Annotated in this window: 19 protein-coding genes; 3 read left to right on the top strand and 16 right to left on the bottom strand. The window is 63.4% G+C overall.

The window, feature by feature from the left end:
- Positions 1 to 5: 5 nt before the first annotated feature.
- From cpaB to AC54AF_RS08905, 13 genes are all read right to left on the bottom strand, one after another.
- The gene (cpaB, locus tag AC54AF_RS08965) at positions 6 to 854 is read right to left on the bottom strand and encodes a Flp pilus assembly protein CpaB (protein ID WP_496636272.1); all 849 of its coding nucleotides are present in this window, start codon (positions 852 to 854) and stop codon (positions 6 to 8) included.
- On the bottom strand, positions 851 to 2,197 hold the full coding sequence (locus tag AC54AF_RS08960) for a DUF8689 domain-containing protein (protein WP_496636271.1): 1,347 nt from the start codon (positions 2,195 to 2,197) through the stop codon (positions 851 to 853). Before AC54AF_RS08960 ends, cpaB begins: the two co-directional genes overlap by 4 nt.
- Positions 2,198 to 2,230: 33 nt before the next feature.
- Positions 2,231 to 2,851: a methyltransferase family protein gene (locus tag AC54AF_RS08955; RefSeq protein ID WP_496636270.1), complete on the bottom strand. Its 621-nt coding sequence runs from the start codon at positions 2,849 to 2,851 to the stop codon at positions 2,231 to 2,233.
- Positions 2,852 to 2,891: 40 nt separating this feature from the next.
- Positions 2,892 to 3,479 carry a prepilin peptidase gene (locus AC54AF_RS08950; protein WP_496636269.1) on the bottom strand — a complete coding sequence of 196 codons (588 nt, stop codon included), beginning with the start codon at positions 3,477 to 3,479 and terminating at the stop codon, positions 2,892 to 2,894.
- On the bottom strand, positions 3,476 to 4,546 hold the full coding sequence (locus tag AC54AF_RS08945) for a phosphatase PAP2 family protein (RefSeq protein WP_496636268.1): 1,071 nt from the start codon (positions 4,544 to 4,546) through the stop codon (positions 3,476 to 3,478). Before AC54AF_RS08945 ends, AC54AF_RS08950 begins: the two co-directional genes overlap by 4 nt.
- The gene (locus AC54AF_RS08940; RefSeq protein WP_496636267.1) at positions 4,543 to 4,716 is read right to left on the bottom strand and encodes a Flp family type IVb pilin; all 174 of its coding nucleotides are present in this window, start codon (positions 4,714 to 4,716) and stop codon (positions 4,543 to 4,545) included. The genes AC54AF_RS08945 and AC54AF_RS08940 overlap by 4 nt, the downstream gene beginning before the upstream one ends.
- A gap of 95 nt (positions 4,717 to 4,811) precedes the next feature.
- Positions 4,812 to 4,985 carry a Flp family type IVb pilin gene (locus AC54AF_RS08935; protein WP_070222439.1) on the bottom strand — a complete coding sequence of 58 codons (174 nt, stop codon included), beginning with the start codon at positions 4,983 to 4,985 and terminating at the stop codon, positions 4,812 to 4,814.
- Between the two features lie 79 nt (positions 4,986 to 5,064).
- Positions 5,065 to 5,211 carry a hypothetical protein gene (locus AC54AF_RS08930; RefSeq protein ID WP_496636266.1) on the bottom strand — a complete coding sequence of 49 codons (147 nt, stop codon included), beginning with the start codon at positions 5,209 to 5,211 and terminating at the stop codon, positions 5,065 to 5,067.
- 234 nt (positions 5,212 to 5,445) lie between these two features.
- A complete protein-coding gene (locus AC54AF_RS08925; protein WP_496636265.1) occupies positions 5,446 to 6,147 on the bottom strand; it encodes a response regulator in 702 nt (233 codons plus the stop codon).
- Entirely contained in the window at positions 6,144 to 7,811 is a 1,668-nt protein-coding gene (locus AC54AF_RS08920; protein ID WP_496636264.1) for a sensor histidine kinase, read from the bottom strand. The genes AC54AF_RS08925 and AC54AF_RS08920 overlap by 4 nt, the downstream gene beginning before the upstream one ends.
- Positions 7,812 to 7,961: 150 nt before the next feature.
- The gene (locus tag AC54AF_RS08915; RefSeq protein ID WP_496636358.1) at positions 7,962 to 8,927 is read right to left on the bottom strand and encodes a GGDEF domain-containing protein; all 966 of its coding nucleotides are present in this window, start codon (positions 8,925 to 8,927) and stop codon (positions 7,962 to 7,964) included.
- A 5-nt stretch (positions 8,928 to 8,932) separates the two neighbouring features.
- Entirely contained in the window at positions 8,933 to 9,559 is a 627-nt protein-coding gene (locus AC54AF_RS08910) for a chemotaxis protein CheC (protein WP_034786994.1), read from the bottom strand.
- 2 nt (positions 9,560 to 9,561) lie between these two features.
- Positions 9,562 to 9,930 (bottom strand): response regulator, encoded by a 369-nt coding sequence (locus AC54AF_RS08905; protein WP_131386987.1) that lies wholly within the window; start codon positions 9,928 to 9,930, stop codon positions 9,562 to 9,564.
- Between the two features lie 206 nt (positions 9,931 to 10,136).
- On the opposite strand from AC54AF_RS08905, the gene rpiA reads away from it, so the two are divergent.
- Complete coding sequence (gene rpiA, locus AC54AF_RS08900; protein WP_496636263.1) at positions 10,137 to 10,814, top strand: ribose-5-phosphate isomerase RpiA; 678 nt, start codon at positions 10,137 to 10,139, stop codon at positions 10,812 to 10,814.
- Between the two features lie 36 nt (positions 10,815 to 10,850).
- Here the strand turns inward: rpiA and AC54AF_RS08895 are convergent, their stop codons facing one another.
- The gene (locus AC54AF_RS08895) at positions 10,851 to 11,375 is read right to left on the bottom strand and encodes a DUF6622 family protein (RefSeq protein WP_496636262.1); all 525 of its coding nucleotides are present in this window, start codon (positions 11,373 to 11,375) and stop codon (positions 10,851 to 10,853) included.
- 167 nt (positions 11,376 to 11,542) lie between these two features.
- Positions 11,543 to 11,815 carry an oxidative damage protection protein gene (locus AC54AF_RS08890; protein WP_034750797.1) on the bottom strand — a complete coding sequence of 91 codons (273 nt, stop codon included), beginning with the start codon at positions 11,813 to 11,815 and terminating at the stop codon, positions 11,543 to 11,545.
- Between the two features lie 219 nt (positions 11,816 to 12,034).
- Here AC54AF_RS08890 and kdsA point away from each other — a divergent pair, with 219 nt between their 5' ends.
- Positions 12,035 to 12,880 carry a 3-deoxy-8-phosphooctulonate synthase gene (kdsA, locus tag AC54AF_RS08885; protein WP_071075913.1) on the top strand — a complete coding sequence of 282 codons (846 nt, stop codon included), beginning with the start codon at positions 12,035 to 12,037 and terminating at the stop codon, positions 12,878 to 12,880.
- A gap of 44 nt (positions 12,881 to 12,924) precedes the next feature.
- Here the strand turns inward: kdsA and argA are convergent, their stop codons facing one another.
- A complete protein-coding gene (gene argA, locus AC54AF_RS08880) occupies positions 12,925 to 14,235 on the bottom strand; it encodes an amino-acid N-acetyltransferase (protein WP_046685875.1) in 1,311 nt (436 codons plus the stop codon).
- A gap of 56 nt (positions 14,236 to 14,291) precedes the next feature.
- Here argA and hrpA point away from each other — a divergent pair, with 56 nt between their 5' ends.
- The gene (hrpA, locus tag AC54AF_RS08875; protein ID WP_496636261.1) at positions 14,292 to 18,536 is read left to right on the top strand and encodes an ATP-dependent RNA helicase HrpA; all 4,245 of its coding nucleotides are present in this window, start codon (positions 14,292 to 14,294) and stop codon (positions 18,534 to 18,536) included.
- The last annotated feature ends 197 nt before the right edge of the window (positions 18,537 to 18,733 follow it).

Raw genomic sequence — 18,733 nt, 5'->3', positions numbered from 1 at the left:
GCAGGTTAGAATTGTTGGGAGCTGCGTTCCAGCCCCTTGATGACATCGACGCGGGTGCCCGCTTGCGGTGCCGGAGCCGTGACGACGCGGCGGCGCGGGGCGGGCTTGGCCTGCACCATGGCCGCGGGTGCGGCTGCGGCGACTTTTTCATCGAGCAGGCTGGTCTTGGTGGCGCCCTCCGTGTTGACGGGCTTGTCCTCGATCTGGTTGCGCAGCACCAGCGACAGGGTGCCCACGCTGCGCGCCAGGTCGAGTTTTTCCGCCTGCTCCGGCGTCAGCTCCAGGGTCACGGCGTTGACCACCTTGGGCTTGGTGTCGTCGCGGCTCGATTCCTGAGCAATGGCCAGCACGAGTATGCGTTCGAGCACGATCTTGGAAATGTTCGGATCGCGGTCCGGCGTCTTGCGCGCCCCTTCGCCCTGGGTGTTGACGAGGATGTCGACGAAGTTGCCGGGCAGGGCGAAGCCAGCCACGCCCACCACATCGTTGACGCGCACGGTCATGGCCCGCTTGCCTTCGGCGACGACGGCCGACAGGCCCCCTTGCGTGCCGGGAGGCGCCAGTTTGCCTTCCATGATCGGTTCGCCGTGCTGGATGCTGGTGCGCGTGACGCGCGTTTCCAGCAGCTTCGGATCGTTGATGGCGCCCGGCGGCAGCGCGTTCGATGGCCAGTCGACCATGCGCACCATGTCGGGCGTGAGGCGTGCCCCCAGGCTGATGTCGACCTGGGCCACGGCCACCTTGTTGATGTTGCCCGAGGCTTGGGCATTGATCCAGCGCGCGGCCACGATGACCGCGGCGAACGCCAGGATGACCGCAATGGCCATCATCGTCAGTGCGCGTGCGTTTCTCATTTTGCTTCCCCTTTGTGCTGGACCGCTGCCGGTCCGTTATGTGTGCTTGCAAGGTCGTCATCGCTGCTGAAATAGTTTTTCCAGGCCCAGAACAGGACTTCCGGAGACAGTTGCGCCGCGTGGTCTTCATAGCGCGCCTGGTCGCAGATCTGCGCGAGGATGTCGCGCGGGTAGCACGCCAGCAAGGGCCGCTTGTAGAGGCTATGCAGGTGCAGCAGGTAGGTGTAGGAGGCTTCGTCGAAATTGATGCTCAGTTGGGCGCAAGTGCTGCGGAACACGGCCAGGTAGTGGTAGGCGCTCAGGGGCCCCACGTGGATCTTGTAGCCGATGCGGCGCAGGAAGGAGTCGTCGGCCAGGTGCTGCGGCGCCAGGTTCGACGAGAACACGACGATGACGTCGAAGGGCACGGGGAACTTGTAGCCCGTGTGCAGCGACAGGTAATCGATATGCCGCGCCATCGGCACGATCCAGCGGTTCATCAGCTCCACGGGCGAGCAGCGCTGGCGGCCCAGGTCGTCGATGATGAAGATGCCGTTGTTGGCCTTCAGGTGCGGCGGCGCCTGGTACAGGCGGGTGCCCTGGTCGAATTGCAGGTCGAGCATGTCGAGCGTCAGTTCGCCACCCGTCAGCACGGCGGGGCGCTCGGCGCGTACCCAGCGGGGATCGGATGGCACGGGGCCGCTGCGCGACAGGGTGTGCAGCATGGGGTCGAGGAAGGGCAGTACTTCGCCGTCGACCATCACGGCATGCGGCAGGGCGATGGCGCCGCTGAGCAGGCCGTTCAGGCGCTCGGCCAGGTAGCTCTTGCCGCTGCCGGCGGGGCCGTGGAAGAACAGGGCGCGCCCGGAATTCATGGCCGCGCCCAGCTGGTCGAGCACGGACGAACTGGCCACCACGTCGCGGAATTCGCGCTGCACGTCGTCGCGGGTGACGTGCATGTCCGCCACGCTTTGCGCCAGCACCTGGTTGCTGTAGTCGGCCAGCGTGACGGGGGCGGGGCCGCTGTAGGCATTGCGGCGCATGTACTCGGCGGCGCGCAGGCGGCCCTGGTCGCCCAGCATGTAGTACAGGTCGGCGTCGGTGCCGCTGCCGCCGTTGCGGCGCGCTTCGCACAGTTTTTCGGCGCGCATGAAGGTCAGCAGCGGCTCGAGCACGCCGGCGCCCAGCTTCACGTGCGTCGACAGGGCGGGCAGGCCGATCTGGCCGCGCAGGAAGAGTATCTTGACCAGCAGTTCGACCAGGAACAGGAAGGGCAATCCCGTTTCTTCGACCGTGCGTGGCGCGCGCTTGGCGGCCGGCTCGATGCCGCCGCCGTCGCTGCGTTCTGGATAGGTGTCAGGCATGATGTGTACTCCTCTTGCTTGGGTGGCCGGATGTCAGAAGATGTAGGGCAGCAGGCGATACTTCACCTGGCGCATGTAGACGCGATAGCGCACGTCGGTGGACAGGAAGCGCTCTTCGCGCAGCAGGCGCGCCACCAGCATCAACATGCCCAGCACGTACACGGCGCCATTCGTGGCCGAGGTATTGGCCAGCAGGTAGCCGCTCAGGGAAATCAGGTAGCTGGCATACAGCGGATGGCGCACCACGCGGTAGGCGCCGCCCGTCTTGATCTCGCGCTGCGCCGCCACCAGGCCGAAGCTGCGGTTCAGCGACAGCAGGCCGGCGATCTGCAGCAGGCTGCCGATGGCCAGCAGGTAGCGCGCGCCGGGCCAGATGGCCATGTCGGCAGGCGAGAGGAAGAAGGGGGCGAAGGTGGCGCCGATGGCCAGCAGCCAGTCGCCCGCATCGGTGGAAACGCTGACGGGGGCCGTGCGCACGATGAAGAACAGGGCGGCCAGGGTTTCGGCGGCGCAGAACAGCAGATAGCTCCAGTCGCCGCTGTGCAGGAATCCCATCACGTGGGCACTGGCGAAGAATGTCCACAGGCCGGCCATGGCGATGCTGGTGAACAGGCTGGCGAGGCGCGAGTGGCAGAATGTGGCGAGGGCGTGCATGGTCATGTCCTGTGGTGGCTGGTCGTCGGAGCGGCGCGTTTCAGCGCAGGCTCCACAGATGGTTGTATTGCAGGAACACCTGCAGCGCGGTGCCGCTGGCGATGGCGAAGGCGTAGGCCAGCTTGCCGGTGGCTGGCGGCGGTTCGGCGATCGTGGCGGCGCCGCCGGCAAGGCTGTGCAGCAGTGCCCCCAGCATCATGTGGTAGGTGTTGCGCAGCACCAGGCGCAGGCGGCGGCCTGCCAGCGCGGCGGCCAGGGCCAGCACGCCGCCGCACAGGAAGGTCAGCAGGACCGCTTCCAGTACCGCATCGGGACCGAGGAAGGCGCCGCACATGGCCATCAGCTTGACGTCGCCGGCGCCCAGGGCGCGCAGCAGGTACATGGGCAGCAGCAGGGCCAGTCCGGCAGCGGCGCCGGCCAGCGCCTGCAGCAGTCCCAGGCCGCCGAAGGAGACATCGAATAGTCCGGCGCCGGATGGCACGAAGCTGTTCAGGATCAGCCCCGCCAGCGTCCCCCACAGCACCAGCTGGTTGGGGATGCGGCGCGTGCGCAGGTCGTGCCACAGGGCGGCAGCGAGCAGGGTGGCCAGCACGGCCAGGCACAGCAGCATGGGCAGGTGGGCGTTCATGATGTCAGTCCTCCCTTGCTCATGCAGGGCACCGTGGCCACGTGCATGGCCGGTGCCGCGGCCTGGCTACGCAGCAGCCGTCCCACCAGGTGCCACACCAGCGCCGCGCCGGCCGCGCCCACATAGCCGTCGAGCGCATAGTGCCAGCCCAGGTGGATGGAGCCGAGCAGTATCAGCACGGCGAAGGCGGATAGAGCGAGTCCTGCGGCGCGGCTGACTTTCCAGCCCATGATGGCCATCAGCACGGCCGTGGCCACATGCATGCTGGGCATGGCGGAGATACCCAGGTCGCCGTTCGCGCCCTTGCTTTGATAGCCTTGCCACAGCATCTCCTGTACCTGCAGGGCCCAGACGGGGACGTGCGCGCTGGCCTCATGCAGGTAGGCCATCAGCGGCGCATATGGGTCGCTGGCGTGCAGGTAGCCGTAGTAGCAGGGGCCGACCGAGGCAAACAGCACTGCCATGATGCTGCCGAGGACGATCCAGGTCAGCGCAAAGCTGAGCAGGAACTGCATGCGCAGCAGCGGGCGGCGGGTGTCGAGGATGAGCCAGTACAGGATGGCGTAGAACAGGAAGAACCAGAGGTGGTAGCTGAAGTTGAGCAGGCCCGTGACGAGCGGGTGGCCCAGCAGCGGCTGCAGCCATTCCCATGGGGCCTGGCCGCCATGCAGCGCGATATCCCAGGCGGACAGGCTGGCATCCCAGGTGTAGGGATGCAGGCGGGGGATGGCGGCCTTGAAGACGGTGAAGCTGGAAGCGAAGACGGGGATCAGCAGCATGGCCGGCAGCGCGTGCAGCAGGCGCTCGTTGCTCAGGTAGCGGCGCAGATCGTGGTACAGATAGTGGCACAGGCGGTGCGGACGCTGCATCACCATGACATGGATGGTGTAGCCGCACAGTATGAAGATGGGACCCGTGAGGACGGCCACGAGGAAGCCGGCCAGCACGTTGAGGGTGTCCGCAGCGCTGGGCAGGCGGCCGGCCAGCAGTGCCGCCGCGGCGGCATACAGCAGCACGATCAGCAGCAGGGCGCGGTGGGTGCGCAGCGAGGCGCGCAGGGTATTCATGACAGGGCCAGGACCACCTGGTCCTTGACATAGGCAAACAGCAGCTTGACCTGGTCGCCGAGCACGGTGATCGTGATTACCAGCACTGTCGCGATCAGGCCCGCCAGCAGCGCGTATTCGATCGCTGTGACGGCCGACTCGTCGGATATGCGGCGGAAGAGAGATTTCACGATGGGCCTCGCTATGCGTTCGTCAAGGTGGGCGTGCCGGGAATGGGGGGAAGCGTAGTCCGGGCTGGCGCTGGGCCTGCCCGGACAGTACCGCGTCAGGCATTCGCGGTGGTCAGCTTGGTGCCGATGGTGCTGAAAGTCTTTTTCAGCTGCGTGCCGACGATGGTGATGGCGGCGATGATCACCACGGCGATCAGGGCGGCGATCAGGCCGTATTCGATTGCGGTGACGCCATCTTCTTCGCGGATAAAGTTTTTGATGAGGTTCATGACAACTCCTGGTGGTGGTTAAGGTACAACGGTGGATAAAACGGCATGACAACTGTGCTGCTGCTTTGCGCTGGCGGTGTCATGGGCTTTCGCCCAGTGCCAGCAATCCGATGATGCAGACCACCGCAATGAGCGCCGCCACCATGGCATAGCGGTAGAACGCAGCCTTTTCCTTGCCCTGTAAATAGGTGATCAGGGCTGTCGGAAGAAACTTGTCAAAGCGCATGCTGTGCTCCGTATCGTGGTGGGCCGCGCGGTGATTTGCACTCCGGTAAAACCACTATAGAAGTCAGCAGCTTGATCTACATCAGAAGAACATCCTTTTATTGCAAGGAGGAACTGCTTGTTTTTTTCGTGACAATTGTCATGGTCGAGTTCGACGCACGGGGGCAATGCCCATGCCGGTGGCTGGCGAGCGATGCGGGAGGGGAGGGGGGCGCGGCCGTGCGGTGGCCGCGCGTCAGGCGCCGGGCGGCAATTGGCCCAGCTGGTGCTTGGTGGCGTAGGCGTACAGTTCCAGGCGGTTGTATACGCCCAGCTTGCGGTAGATTGACGTCAGGTGATTGCGCAAGGTGTGTTCGGAGATGAACAACTGGTCCGCCAGCAGCTTGGCCGGCGTGCCGCTGCCATGCACCAGCGCGGCGATGATCTTTCGTTCCTTGAGGGTCAGGCTGGCGACGGCGATGGCTTGCGCCGAGCCGCCGCCGGGCTGGGTCAGTTGCGTCAGCATGCGTCCCAGCATCGCGTGTTCCAGCCACAGCTCGCCGTGGTACACCTTTTCGATGGCCTTCAGTACCATTTCTGCCGGCGCATCCTTGCTGACGATGCCGCGCGCGCCTTTCAGTACCGTCTGGTCCAGGATGGCCTGGTCGTGGCTGGCCGTCAGCACCAGCACGCGCGTGTTGCCGCTCTGCGCCAGCGCGGGCAGGATGGCCAGCGAGCTGATGCCGCCCAGGTCCAGGTCCAGCACGATCACATCCGGTTGCAGCGCTTTCGCCTGCTCCAGCGCCTCGGCGCTGTCGGACGCCGTGGCGACCACCCGCATGCCCGAGTGCTCGCCGCCGATCAGCCGCTCCAGGCCCCACAGCATGGTCTTGTGATCGTCCACCAGCATGACGCTGATGACATGGCTGGCTGGCGGCATGTGGCGTAAGTCATTCATATGGGGATCTCGATCTGCACGGAGGTGTTGCCCAGCATGCTGTGCGTGACGCGTGCCGTGCCGCCCAGGGCGGCGGCGCGCTCGGCCAGCGAGTCGGGCAGGAAGTCGGGCACGTGCGCGGCGGCGCACTCGTTGTCGATGCTGATGTGCAGCGCGCCCTGCACGCAGGTCAGCTTGACGGCGCCGTGGCGCGCCGACGTATGCTTGCGGATATTGCTCATGCCTTCGTTGACGATCTGGAACACCTCGGCCGCCAGGCGGTCGTTGATGTGCAGGTCGCCTTCGATATGCAGGGCGATGTCGATGCCATAGAATTCGCGGATCTGCGTGGCCTGGCGGCGCAGCGCGACCAGTAATTCCGGCTCGCTTTGCACCTGGCCGTTCTTGAAGGTGCGCGCGTAGCTGCGCAGGTCGGTGATCACCTGGCCCGACATGATGATCAGCTTTTCCAGTTCGGGCAGCAGCGGGTTGCCCGGCGTGGCTTCGTTGCGCAGGGCGGCCAGGCCATGGCGCAAGCCAATATACGGCTGCACGGCCGTGTCATGCAGGTCGCGCGCGATCTTTTCGCGCTCGCGCGAGGCCGCCTGTGACGCCAGGCGGTCGAGCAGATCGATGTTTTCAATGACAGGAAACGCCTGCGCGCCTATATGGCTGAGAAACAGGGCATCCGTCTTGCTCATGCTGGTGGCGGACACGATAAAGATGCGGCCTTTGCCATTGCGCAGGGGCAGCGGCGCGCTGATGAAGGCGTGCGCTTCGAGCAGTTCGGCCAGGCGGGCGCCGGCCGCGTCGTCATGCCGCAGCCAGCGCCCGCTGTCGGGATCGAGCATGCGTGCGCCGCCTGTCCACGGCAGCCAGCGACCGGCGGGCTGGTTGTACAGGGCGATCTTATCGTACGGGAAAGCGAGCAGGGGGCTGGCCGCGTCGTCGCTGAGCAGCGAGCTCGTATGTACGACGCCCGTGCCCGTATGAATCACGCTGCGCAGCGACCAGACCCGCGAGCCCTTGTCCTGCATGATCAGCAGGCAACTGCGGCCGTTGAAGTAACTGCGGGTTTTTTCCAGCACCGAGGTGATGGTCTGGTCCACGCCGAAGCGTGGATTGGAGAGCTGGCTGACATCGCGCAGCAGCGCCAGGTGGCTGCGCTGGGTGATGGCCGAGCCACCCCAGTAGGCGATCATGTAGCCGAGCGCCAGCAGGAAGGTGGTGCGCAGCAGCAGGCGTGACAGTTCCGCATCCGTTTCGCCGAACAGGGCGGTGGCGGCGAACAGGCCCGCCGAAGCCAGGGTGATGCGCGCGCCTTCCTCGAAGCCCCGCTGGAACGACGAGGTCAGGATGGCAAAGAAAAAAAACAGGAAAAACAGGTTGTTGTGGCTGCTGGTGGAAAACACGATCAGCGCATACCAGGCCACGTCCAGCCAGTACAGCAGAATGTCTTCTGGCAAGCTAAGGCCCAGGACAGCCAGTACATACAGCAGCAGGCTGTGCAGGGTATATGCGGAAAAGATCAGCCAGGTGATCTTGCTCAGCTTGCCGGCGCTTTCGGGGTCGATGAACAGAGTCAGCAAGGTGGCGCTGGACAACAGCAGGCGCATGCCATTGACCATGGCCGTATCCAGGTCGGTGCCCGGCAGGCGGGATTTGAGGGGCAGGTCGAGGTTCACAAGCACTCCTGGCCATATCCGCGCAGGAACGGCGCATGCGCTTGAATGGATACCGCAGATAAATTCTTGTTGTTTTTGCTGCAATCACATACGAGTCTACGCATCCGTCGTAAAGTTGTCTACTGGAATTACGTAGTGGGCGTTGCTTTCCTACAGCGCTTGCACCATCACCTGGTTGCGCCCGGCGCCCTTGGCCAGGTACAGGGCGCGGTCGGCGGCGCCGATCAGGGCAGAGATGGTCGGCTGCTGCTGCGGGTGCTGCGTGGCGATGCCGATGCTGACCGTGATGTGCTTGACCTCATTGCCCGTCTTGGCATGCGGAATGCGCAGGTCGGCCGCGTGCTGGCGGATCGCCTCGGCCATGCGCAGCGCCTGCGCCGCATCCGTGTCGGGCAAGATGGCGGCAAACTCTTCGCCGCCATAGCGGGCCAGCAGGTCGGTGGGGCGCTGCAGCATGGCGGCCAGTTCGGCCGCCACGCGGATCAGGCAATCATCGCCCTGCTGGTGGCCGTAATGGTCGTTATAATCCTTGAAATGGTCGATATCGATCATCAGCAGCGACAGCGGGCTGCTGGTGCGCATGGCGCGCCGCATTTCCTTTTCGATGGCCACGTCGAAATGGCGGCGGTTGGCGATGCCCGTCAAGCCGTCGGAAAAGGTTTGCGAACGCAAGACCATGGTTTGTTCGCGCAGCAGCTTTTCGCGCCCCACGGCGATGGTGACGTCATTGATCTGGATCAGGCAGTGGCGCGGCGCACCGGGCAGGTTGATCGGCGTGACGGCGATGGCTTGCTGCATGCGTTCCTCGCCGCCGCCCGTGGCCGCGCCATGCGTGTATAGCGCAAACGGCGCCTTGTGCAGGGTTTGCGACAGCAGCGACTGGAAATTGTCGCGCAGTGCCTGGGTGATGGCCGAATCCATGCGCTTGTGCCGCATTTCGGGAAAGACGGCGAAGAAATCCTGGCCCAGCACGGCGTCGGCCTGGCGCGCCGAGTGGCGCGTCATCCAGCTGTTCCACAGCACGATGCGGTGCTGCTCATCGAGCACGATGGCGCCCAGGTTCACGGCGCCGAGTATGCTCTCGAGCAGGGCGAGTCGGTGCAAGGCATCGGGCATGATCGTCACGCCTGTCCCAGGACCTTGGCCAGGTAGCGGCTGACCTGCTGTTTCAGGTCGTGCAAGGCGGACAGGTCGAGCACGAATGCCACATAGCCATGGATCTGGTGCTTGGACAGCACGAAGTCGATATGCAGCATCAGCACGACGGCCTCGTCGTCCTGGCCGCCGAACGAGGACAGGATTTCCGCGCTGGTGCCCACGTGGTACAGGGGCAGCGAGCCATGCAGTTCGCTGTCGAACAGGTTGGCCAAGGTGCCGACGCAGGAATTGAGGATGATGTTGCCGATTTCGCTCATCGCCTCCTGTTCCATTTCCGTCAGTTCCTGCAGCGGCATGGCGTCGCCCACCATCAGGCGCACGATTTCCAGGCTCTTGTCTTCCGGGAACATCAGGATGGCTTCGGTGGCGAAAGCGCCATCGTAATGCTGGCTGACGCCGCAGATGCGTTCGCCATCCTTCTTGCTGCCCAGCAAGGCGGCCGCGTCCGCGCGGTTCAGGAAGGTGATCGACGGCACCGACATGGTGACTTCTTCATTCACGATCTCGCTCATGGCCGCCGCCGCATGGCCCACCCCGATGTTGAATATCTCTACCAGGGCATCGTTCTCGAGTTCGGAGAGATTGACCATGCTCACAGTCCCAGTGAGTCGATCAGCTGGTGGATGCGCGTTTCCGTGATCGGTTTTTCCATGAAGCCCACGCCGAGTTCGCTGGCACGGTTGCGGGTGGCGTTCTGCACATTGGCCGTGACGAGAATGATGTGCGTCTGCGGGCACAGCACGCGCAATTGTTCCGCCGCCGCGATGCCGCCCATGCCAGGCATGTTGACATCCAGTAGTATCAGCACAGGGTTGACGGTCTTGACTTTTTCCAGGGCTTCCTCGCCCGTCGCCGCCTCAATCACTTGCCAGTCGGCATGTTTGCTGAGGATGAACTGATGCGACATCAAACGTGAAACCCGGCTGTCATCGACAACAAGTACCTGTTTACTGTGATTCATGTGCTATTCCTGAAACGTCATATCGGGCTATCGTGCCATTTTCGCATAGTTTAGAGGACATAGAGTGTAATTGGGTGTGCAATTGCCCCAGGGCAAAGTTTTCCCGTTTGTCTGTTGTATCCCGTCGCATCGTCGCTCATGGTGGCCGGCTGGCCGGGCGGGCAATCCGTTAAAATAGCGTCATTCCTCACTTTAGCCTGAATGCCATGACCCAAGACGAATTGAAGCAAGCCGTAGCCCGCGCCGCCATAGCCTATGTGGTTGAAGGTGAAGTCATCGGTGTCGGCACCGGTTCCACCGCCAACTTTTTCATCGATGAACTGGCCAAGATCAAGGACACCATCAAGGGCACGGTCGCCTCGTCCGAAGCGACGGCCGCGCGCCTGGCTGGCCATGGCATTCCCGTCTTTGACCTGAACGACGTCGAGTCGATCGCCGTCTACATCGATGGCGCCGATGAAATCACGGCCAGCGGCGCCATGATCAAGGGCGGCGGCGCGGCATTGACGCGTGAAAAGATCGTCGCTTCCGTAGCGAAACAGTTCGTCTGCATCGCCGACGGCTCCAAGCTGGTGGAAACTCTGGGCGCCTTCCCGCTGCCGGTGGAAGTGGTGCCGATGGCCCGCGCCGCCGTCTCGCGCCAGTTGGCCGCGCTGGGCGGCACGCCCCGCCTGCGCCTGAAGGCCGGCAGCACGGAAGCGTTCATTACCGACAACGGCGGCGAAATCATCGACGTGCTGGGCTTGAAAATTGCCGATCCGGTGGCGCTGGAGCAGCAGATCAACCAGATCGTCGGCGTCATCGCCGTCGGCCTGTTCGCCGCGCGCGGCGCCAATGTCTGCCTGCTGGGCATGCCGGAAGGCGTGCGTACGCTGGCATACTAAGATGATAGCCGGCGTTCGCCGGCGTTTGCACCTGCCTTACACGGCGGCCCCTTGCGGGCCGCTTGTCATATGCACCTGGCGGTACACGCTCACGGTGCGCAGCAAGCCCCCGAGGAAGATGCCGCTGAAGCCACCGTAGGCGAGGCAGACGGGCACGCTGAAGCCGCTCGCATGTGCATACGCGGGCGCGATGGCCAAGGTCACGGCAACCGCATATTTCATGCAAAAAATATTCATCATCAGGATCAACGGCAGCCAGCTGCCGGGACGCTGCACGCTGCCCCGCTGGGGAATGGCCACGATCTTGCGCGGATCGGCCAGCGTCCACGCCAGCGCCGCACCGGCCACGGCGCCGGCGGCCCAGGCGAATGGCGCGCTGCCGGCCAAGCCGAAGCTGCCGTATACGCCGCTCAGGGACAGAACCAGCATGACCAGGGGAATGATGCACAGCTTGCGCAAGCTCACTTCGCGTGCGCGGCTGGCCAGCACGCCGCGGTACACGAGAAAGCCCAGGATGGCCCAGACGTACAAGGGAGTGTGGCTGAAGATGTGCTGCAGCATGGTGTCCGCCTTGGAATAGGATAGTCGATGGACGTACTGTGCCAGCGGGCGGCATGGGCGGCGAGCGGGGTGCGACGAAACGGGAAAGCGGTGCCGTGAAACGGCGGGGGCGGGCGTGAAACGCAGGTGAAACTGCCCGTGACGTGGTCACGGGCAAGCGATAAGACTTACTCGGTAGGGGGAACGTAGCCCATGGCCGCATCGGCGCCATCGCCGAAGAAATGCTTTTCCATCTGCGTGGCCAGGTATTTGCGGGCGCGCGCGTCGGCCAGGTTCAAACGGTTTTCATTGACCAGCATGGTCTGGTGCTTGAGCCAGGCGGCCCACGCTTCCTTCGACACCGATTCGTAAATCTTCTTGCCCAGTTCGCCCGGGTACGGCGGGAAATCCAGTCCTTCGGCTTCCTTGTTGAGTTTGATGCAGTGGATCGTGCGGGCCATCAGTGCTCCTGAATCAGTGTAGAGATAAAGCGTGATTATAAGGCACTTTGCGCCTGCCCTCGCGGGGCCGTCGCGGCCCGGCCACGCGCCGTTTGCCATGCCCTTGCGCTGGATCAAATTTGATCTGCGCCGCCCCAGCTAGTAAGATGCCTTGTCGCGCCAGCCGCTGGCTGCGCCTCTTCCAAGCAAGTAGTAACAATTAACCAATATGGAATCCCTATGACCTCAGTGAAAGTCCATGGCATCGACGTCAGCAATACCGGCAGCTTCGTGCTGTTTGGCGGCATCAACGTGCTCGAATCGCGCGATCTCGCCATGCGCGCCTGCGAAGAATATGTGCGCGTGACGCAAAAACTGGGTATTCCCTATGTGTTCAAGGCCAGCTTCGACAAGGCCAACCGCTCGTCGATCCATTCCTATCGTGGCCCGGGACTGGAAGAAGGCATGCGCATCTTCCAGGACGTCAAGGCGGCGTTCGGCGTGCCCGTGATTACCGACGTGCATGAGCCATGGCAGGCGCAGCAGGTGGCCGAAGTGGTCGATGTGCTGCAATTGCCCGCCTTCTTGGCGCGCCAGACGGACCTGGTCGTGGCCCTGGCGAAAACGGGTAAAGTCATCAACATCAAGAAGCCGCAATTCCTCAGCCCTGGCCAGATGGCCAATATCGTTGAAAAATTCAAGGAAGCGGGCAACGATCAATTGATTTTGTGCGACCGCGGCACGTGCCTCGGCTACGACAACCTGGTGGTCGACATGCTGGGCTTTGGCGTGATGAAGAAAACCTGCGACGACCTGCCGATCATCTTCGACGTCACGCATGCGCTGCAACAGCGCGATCCCGGCGGCGCCGCCTCGGGTGGCCGCCGCCAGCAAGTGGCCGACCTGGCCCGCGCCGGCTTGGCCGTCGGCATCGCCGGCCTGTTCCTGGAAGCCCATCCTGATCCCGACAACGCCCGCTGCGACGGCCCCAGCGCCTTGCCGCTGGACCAGCTGGAACCATTCCTGGCGCAATTGAAGGCGCTCGATGACCTGGTCAAGTCGTTTGCGCCATTGAATATCAAATAATGCTCTCAATGTGAAGAAGCCCGGCATGCCGGGCTTCTTCAGTTTTACAGTGTCTTGATCAGCACTTGCGACTTGCGCTGCCAGTTATACATATGCTGGCGGTCCTTCGGCAAATCGTCGACGGTGGCCGGCACGAAACCGCGTTTCTTGAACCAGTGCGAGGTGCGCGTGGTCAGCACGAACAGCTTGTTCAGGCCGGCGGCACGCGCGCGGTTTTCCATGTGTTTCAGGATGCGCTCGCCGTCGCCCTGGGCTTGCACTTCCGGGTTGACCGTCAGACATGCCATTTCCGCCATCTTCTGTGCGGGGAACGGGTACAGCGCGGCGCAGCCGAAGATCACGCCATCATGCTCGATGACGGAGAAATAATCGATTTCGCGCTCGATCAGCTCGCGGCCCCGCTTGACTAAAGTGCCGTCCGCTTCCAGCGGTTCGATCAGCTTGATGATGCCGCCCACGTCTTCGATGGTGGCCTGGCGCAGGCTTTCCAGGTTTTCGTGGCTGATCATGGTGCCCACGCCATCATGGGTAAACAATTCCAGCAGGGCCGAACCATCCATCGAGAACGGCACGATGTGCGAGCGCTCGACGCCGTTGTGGCAGGCCTTGACGCAATGCTTCAAATAAAACGCCGTGGCGTCCGGCAAGAAGCCGGCCATCAGCACGGCTTCTGCCTGGTGCGACGACAGTTCGCGGATTTCCACGCCCGTGGCGTCTTCCATCATCGGCGTTTCAGTAATAAAGATCAGTTTGTCCGCGTGCAGGGCGATGGCGGCGCTGCAGGCCACATCTTCCATGGTCAGGTTGAACGCTTCACCGGTGGGCGAGAAGCCCAGCGGCGAGAGCAGCACCAAGCCGTCCGAACCGAGGATGGAATGGATGGTTTCGGCGTCGACCTTGCGCGTGATGCCCGTCAGTTCCAGGTCCACGCCATCGATCACGCCCAGCGGGCGCGCCGTGATGAAGTTGCCGGAAATGATACGGATGGCCGCATGTGACATGGGCGTATTCGGCAAGCCCTGGCTGAACGCGGCCTCGATATCGAGGCGCAGCTCGCCGGCGGCCTCTTTCGCGCATTCCAGCGCGGCGATGTCCGTGATGCGCACGCCGTTGTGGAAGCGGCCTTCGACGTTGCGCAAGGCCAGCTGTTCCGCCACCTGCGGCCGCGAGCCGTAGACGACGGTGACGTTGATGTCCAGCGCATGCAGCAGGGACAAATCATGGGCCAGCACCTGCAGCGCCCCGGCGCTGACGAGTTCACCGGGGAAGGCGACCACGAAGGTCTTGCCGCGAAAGGCGTGGATGTAGGGCGCGACGGAGCGCAGCCATTGGACGAATTGGGTAGGGTTTTCCATTAAGCGCATTATAATTCGCTGCGCGATGTGCGCGCTTAAAATACCTGTAAAAAACAATGTCTTCAGCCAGCAATAAGTCTTCCCCTCTTTCCAACGTTGCAAATGTGCCCGCCAGCGGGGATGTTTCCGCGCCTGCCGCCACGCCTGCGCAGGGCCGCCAGCGCCCGCCCGTGAGCCAGCAACGGCCGCAGCCGCCGCGCGCGGAGCAGCCGAAAGTACAACAGCAACAGCAACAGCAGCAGCGCGCACCGCGCCCGCCGCGCGAGGGGCAGGCGCCGCGCAATGACCAGGCCAGCCGCGAAGAGCGTGAGAGTCGTGAGAGCCGTGACGCCGCCCGCGCCGCGCGCGAAGCGGAAAAGGCCTTCCGCAATCCGCTGCCACCGATTACATATCCGGAAGACTTGCCCGTGTCGGGCCGGCGCGCCGAAATCGCCAAGGCCCTGATGGACAACCAGGTCATCATCGTTTCGGGCGAGACGGGTTCCGGCAAGACGACCCAATTGCCGAAGATTTGCCTGGAACTGGGACGCGGACAGAAGGGCATGATCGGCCACACGCAGCCGCGGCGTATCGCCGCTTCCTCGACGGCCAAGCGCATCGCCCAGGAGCTGGGTACGCCGCTGGGCGAAACGGTGGGTTTCAAGGTGCGCTTTACCGATACCCTGAGCCGTGGCGCGTCCGTCAAGCTGATGACGGACGGTATCTTGCTGGCCGAGACGCAGACCGACCCGTTGTTGAAAAATTACGACACCATCATCATCGATGAAGCGCATGAACGCAGCCTGAACATCGATTTCCTGCTTGGCTACCTGAAGCAGCTGCTGCCGCGCCGGCCCGATTTGAAAATCATCATCACCTCGGCCACCATCGATGCGGAACGCTTTTCGCGCCATTTCGGCACGCCGGAAAAACCCGCGCCCGTGATCGAAGTGTCGGGCCGTCTGTACCAGGTGGAAGTGCGCTACCGTCCCGTGGAGCGCGAGCAGGTGGCCATGCCGGGCGCAGGCAGCAATGCCGACAAGCCCGGCCAGCGCACGGCCGCCGCGCGCGAAAAGCGCGATCTGATGGATGCCGTCGTCGATGGCGTGGAAGAGCTGTGCCGCATCGGCTCGGGCGACGTGCTGGTGTTCTTGCCGGGTGAGCGCGAAATCCGCGACTGCGCCGAGGCGCTGCGCAAGCACCACCCGCCGCACGTGGAAATCCTGCCCCTGTTCGCCCGTTTGTCGGCCGAGGAGCAGGAGCGCGTCTTTAAAACCAGCAATGCGCGCCGCATCGTGCTGGCCACCAACGTGGCGGAAACGTCGCTGACCGTGCCCGGCATCCGCTACGTGGTCGACGCGGGCCTGGCGCGCGTAAAACGCTACAGCTACCGCAACAAGGTCGAGCAGCTGCAGGTCGAGCCGATCGCCCAGTCGGCCGCCAACCAGCGCGCCGGCCGTTGCGGCCGCGTGGCCGATGGCGTCTGCATCCGTCTGTACGAAGAGCAGGATTATCTGCTGCGGCCGAAGTTTACCGAGCCGGAAATCCTGCGCTCCTCGCTGGCGGCCGTCATCCTGCGCATGAAATCCTTGCACCTGACGGACGTGGAAACCTTCCCCTTCATCGAGCCGCCGCTGGCGCGCGCGGTGGCCGACGGCTATCAACTGCTGCAGGAGCTGGGCGCCGTCGATGAAGTGAACAAGCTTACGCCGCTGGGCAACAAGCTGGCCAAGCTGCCGCTCGACCCGCGCGTGGGCCGCATGATTCTGGCCGCGCTCGATAACGCGTGTTTGACGGAAGTACTGATCGTCGCTTCGGCCCTGTCCGTGCAAGACCCGCGCGACCGCCCGATGGAACACCAGCAGGCGGCCGACGAGGCGCACAAGAAATTCGCCGATGAAAAATCGGAATTCTTGAGCTACCTGAAAATCTGGCGCTGGTTCGAAGCCGCCATCGAGCACAAGAAAACCAACCGTCAGTTGCAGGACAATTGCCGCACGAATTTCCTGTCGCAGATGCGCTTGCGCGAATGGCGCGACGTGCATTCGCAGCTGCTGACCATCGTCAAGGAGCAGGGCTGGCGCCTGAATGAGGCGCCGGCCACCTACGACAACCTGCACATGGCCTTGCTGACCGGCTTGCTGGGCAATATCGGTTTCAAGGGCGAGGACGAGCCGGGCGCCGGGTATCTGGGCGCGCGCGGCATCAAGTTCCACATCTGGCCCGGTTCTTCGCTGCTGAAAAAGCCGGGCAAGTGGATCATGGCGGCCGAACTGGTCGACACGACGCGGCTGTACGCGCGCTGCGTGGCGCAGATCCAGCCCGAATGGCTGGAAAAAGTGGGCGAGCACCTGCTGAAGAAATCGTGGGGCGAGCCGCGCTGGGAAAAACGCTCGGCGCAAGTGACGGCGTCCGAACGGGCGACTTTATACGGGCTGGTGGTGTACAGCCAGCGCCGCATCAATTACGGCAATTTCAATTTGCCGGAAGCGCGTGAAATCTTCATCCGCGACGCCCTCGTCGGCGGCGACTTCGACACGCGCGCGCCGTTCTTTGCGCACAACCACAAGCTGATCAAGGACATCGAAAACCTGGAACACAAGTCGCGCCGCCTCGACGTGCTGGTCGACGATGAACTGATCGCCGCCTTCTACGATAAATTGCTGCCGGCGGACGTGTGCAATGGCGCCGGTTTCGAGAAATGGCACAAGGAAGCCACGCGCGAGAACCCGAAGCTGCTGTATCTGAACCGCGAAGAGCTGATGCGTCATGAGGCGGCAGGCGTGACGACGGACCTGTTCCCGAAAACCATGTCCGTGACGGGCCTGGAAATGGGCCTCACGTACCACTTCGAGCCGGGCAGCGTGCGCGATGGTGTGACCTTGAGCGTGCCCCTGTATGCCTTGAACCAGTTGCCGCGCGAGCGCTGCGAATGGCTGGTGCCGGGCATGCTGAAGGAAAAAGTGCATCTGCTATTAAAATCGTTGCCGCAAAAACTGCGCCGCCACTGCGTGCCGCTGCCCGACTATGCGGCGAAATTCTGCGAGCGCGTGCATGAGGCGGGCGTGTTCGGTCGCGGCGATCTTGTCGACGCCATCATCCTCGACATCCGCACGCAGATCACCATCAATGTGCTGACGACGGACTTCAAGCCGGAAACCCTGCCTGCCCATCACTTCATGAATTTCAAGGTGATCGACGAGCATGGCCGCCAGTTGGACATGGGCCGCAACCTGGCCACCCTGCAGGCGGAATTCGGCGGCCAGGCGCGCCAGAGTTTCCAGAAACTGGCCGAAGTGTCGGGCGTCTCCGGCACGGGCACGCCCGGTGCCAAGGTGGCGGGCGCGCAAGTGGCGTCGCGGCTGCAGGCGCAAGCGCAAGGCGCCAGCGCGGCAACAGGCAAGGGCGGCGCGCCGGCCAAGGGCGCGGCTGCCGCTGCGGCGCCGGCGTCCCCGAATGCCACCGTGTCGCAGCACATGGGCTTGACGGGCTGGACCTTCGGCGAATTGCCGGAGTTGCTCGAAATCGTGCAGGGCAAGCTGACCCTGATCGGCTTCCCCGCCCTGGTCGACAAGGGCACGCATTGCGACCTGGAAGTGTTTGACGATCCGACCGTGGCGGCCCGTACGCACAAGGTGGGTTTGCGCCGATTGTTCGCGCTGCAAATGAAGGAACAAATTAAATACGTCGAGAAAAGCATCCCTGGTCTGCAGCAGATGGGCATGCAATTCATGGCCCTCGGTTCGCAGGAAGAGTTGCGCGAGCAAATCATCAACAAGGCGCTCGACATTGCTTGCCTGCAAGATCCGCTGCCGCTGGACGCCGCTTCGTTTGCCAAGCGCCAGGCGGAAGGCAAGTCGCGCCTGGTCCTGCTGGTCAATGAAATCGCCCGCTTGTTGTCGCAAGTGCTGACGGAATTCCACGGCTTGCCGAAGCGCCTGCAAAACATTCCCGCAGCGGCAGCATCCGATATCCAGTCGCAGCTGCAGGGACTCGTGCATAAGCGCTTCCTGACGGAGAACGAGTACACGCAACTGGCGCATTTCCCCCGCTATTTGAAGGCGATCAACGTGCGCCTGGAAAAGTTGCGCGCCGACCCCGCGCGCGATACCAAGTTGGTGGCCGAATGGCAATCGGCCGCCGCGCCGTATCTGCGCCAGACCAAGGACCGCCAGGCCGGCAAGAACACCGACCCGAAACTCATCGACTTCCGCTGGATGCTGGAAGAGCTGCGCGTGTCGCTGTTTGCGCAGGAGTTGAGGACGCCGATGCCCGTTTCTGCCAAGCGCCTGCAGAAAGTATGGGAGTCGATGCAGAGGTAGGTCGGATTAGCGCGTCCGAAGGGCGTGCGTAATCCGACGCCATCGTTGGCGCGACGGTGGCGCGGTGTTAGTGGTGTCAGCCGGGGTAACGGTTTGGTGGTGTCAACCGTGCCGCTGGTGGTGTCGGATTGCGCGGCTGCGCCGCTAATCCGACCTTGTATTATTCCTCTCATGCGGTTGGTGGTGTTGCGAACAAC

The sequence above is a fragment of the Janthinobacterium sp. JF4 genome (genome assembly GCF_059617925.1).
The sequence above is the reverse complement of the archived record's forward strand: the minus strand, read 5'-3'. Positions and strand labels throughout refer to the sequence as shown.

Bases quoted from the DNA above. Each gene is read 5' to 3' on its own strand.
- AC54AF_RS08925 (WP_496636265.1), bottom strand. From the start codon at position 6,147: ATGAATGACTTACGCCACATGCCGCCAGCCAGCCATGTCATCAGCGTC.
- AC54AF_RS08930 (WP_496636266.1), bottom strand. From the start codon at position 5,211: ATGCGCTTTGACAAGTTTCTTCCGACAGCCCTGATCACCTATTTACAG.
- argA (WP_046685875.1), bottom strand. From the start codon at position 14,235: ATGGAAAACCCTACCCAATTCGTCCAATGGCTGCGCTCCGTCGCGCCC.
- AC54AF_RS08950 (WP_496636269.1), bottom strand. From the start codon at position 3,479: ATGAACGCCCACCTGCCCATGCTGCTGTGCCTGGCCGTGCTGGCCACC.
- cpaB (WP_496636272.1), bottom strand. From the start codon at position 854: ATGAGAAACGCACGCGCACTGACGATGATGGCCATTGCGGTCATCCTG.
- kdsA (WP_071075913.1), top strand. From the start codon at position 12,035: ATGACCTCAGTGAAAGTCCATGGCATCGACGTCAGCAATACCGGCAGC.
- AC54AF_RS08895 (WP_496636262.1), bottom strand. From the start codon at position 11,375: ATGCTGCAGCACATCTTCAGCCACACTCCCTTGTACGTCTGGGCCATC.
- AC54AF_RS08910 (WP_034786994.1), bottom strand. From the start codon at position 9,559: ATGGTCAATCTCTCCGAACTCGAGAACGATGCCCTGGTAGAGATATTC.
- rpiA (WP_496636263.1), top strand. From the start codon at position 10,137: ATGACCCAAGACGAATTGAAGCAAGCCGTAGCCCGCGCCGCCATAGCC.
- AC54AF_RS08905 (WP_131386987.1), bottom strand. From the start codon at position 9,930: ATGAATCACAGTAAACAGGTACTTGTTGTCGATGACAGCCGGGTTTCA.
- AC54AF_RS08945 (WP_496636268.1), bottom strand. From the start codon at position 4,546: ATGAATACCCTGCGCGCCTCGCTGCGCACCCACCGCGCCCTGCTGCTG.
- AC54AF_RS08955 (WP_496636270.1), bottom strand. From the start codon at position 2,851: ATGCACGCCCTCGCCACATTCTGCCACTCGCGCCTCGCCAGCCTGTTC.
- AC54AF_RS08915 (WP_496636358.1), bottom strand. From the start codon at position 8,927: ATGCCCGATGCCTTGCACCGACTCGCCCTGCTCGAGAGCATACTCGGC.
- AC54AF_RS08960 (WP_496636271.1), bottom strand. From the start codon at position 2,197: ATGCCTGACACCTATCCAGAACGCAGCGACGGCGGCGGCATCGAGCCG.
- AC54AF_RS08935 (WP_070222439.1), bottom strand. From the start codon at position 4,985: ATGAACCTCATCAAAAACTTTATCCGCGAAGAAGATGGCGTCACCGCA.
- AC54AF_RS08890 (WP_034750797.1), bottom strand. From the start codon at position 11,815: ATGGCCCGCACGATCCACTGCATCAAACTCAACAAGGAAGCCGAAGGA.
- hrpA (WP_496636261.1), top strand. From the start codon at position 14,292: ATGTCTTCAGCCAGCAATAAGTCTTCCCCTCTTTCCAACGTTGCAAAT.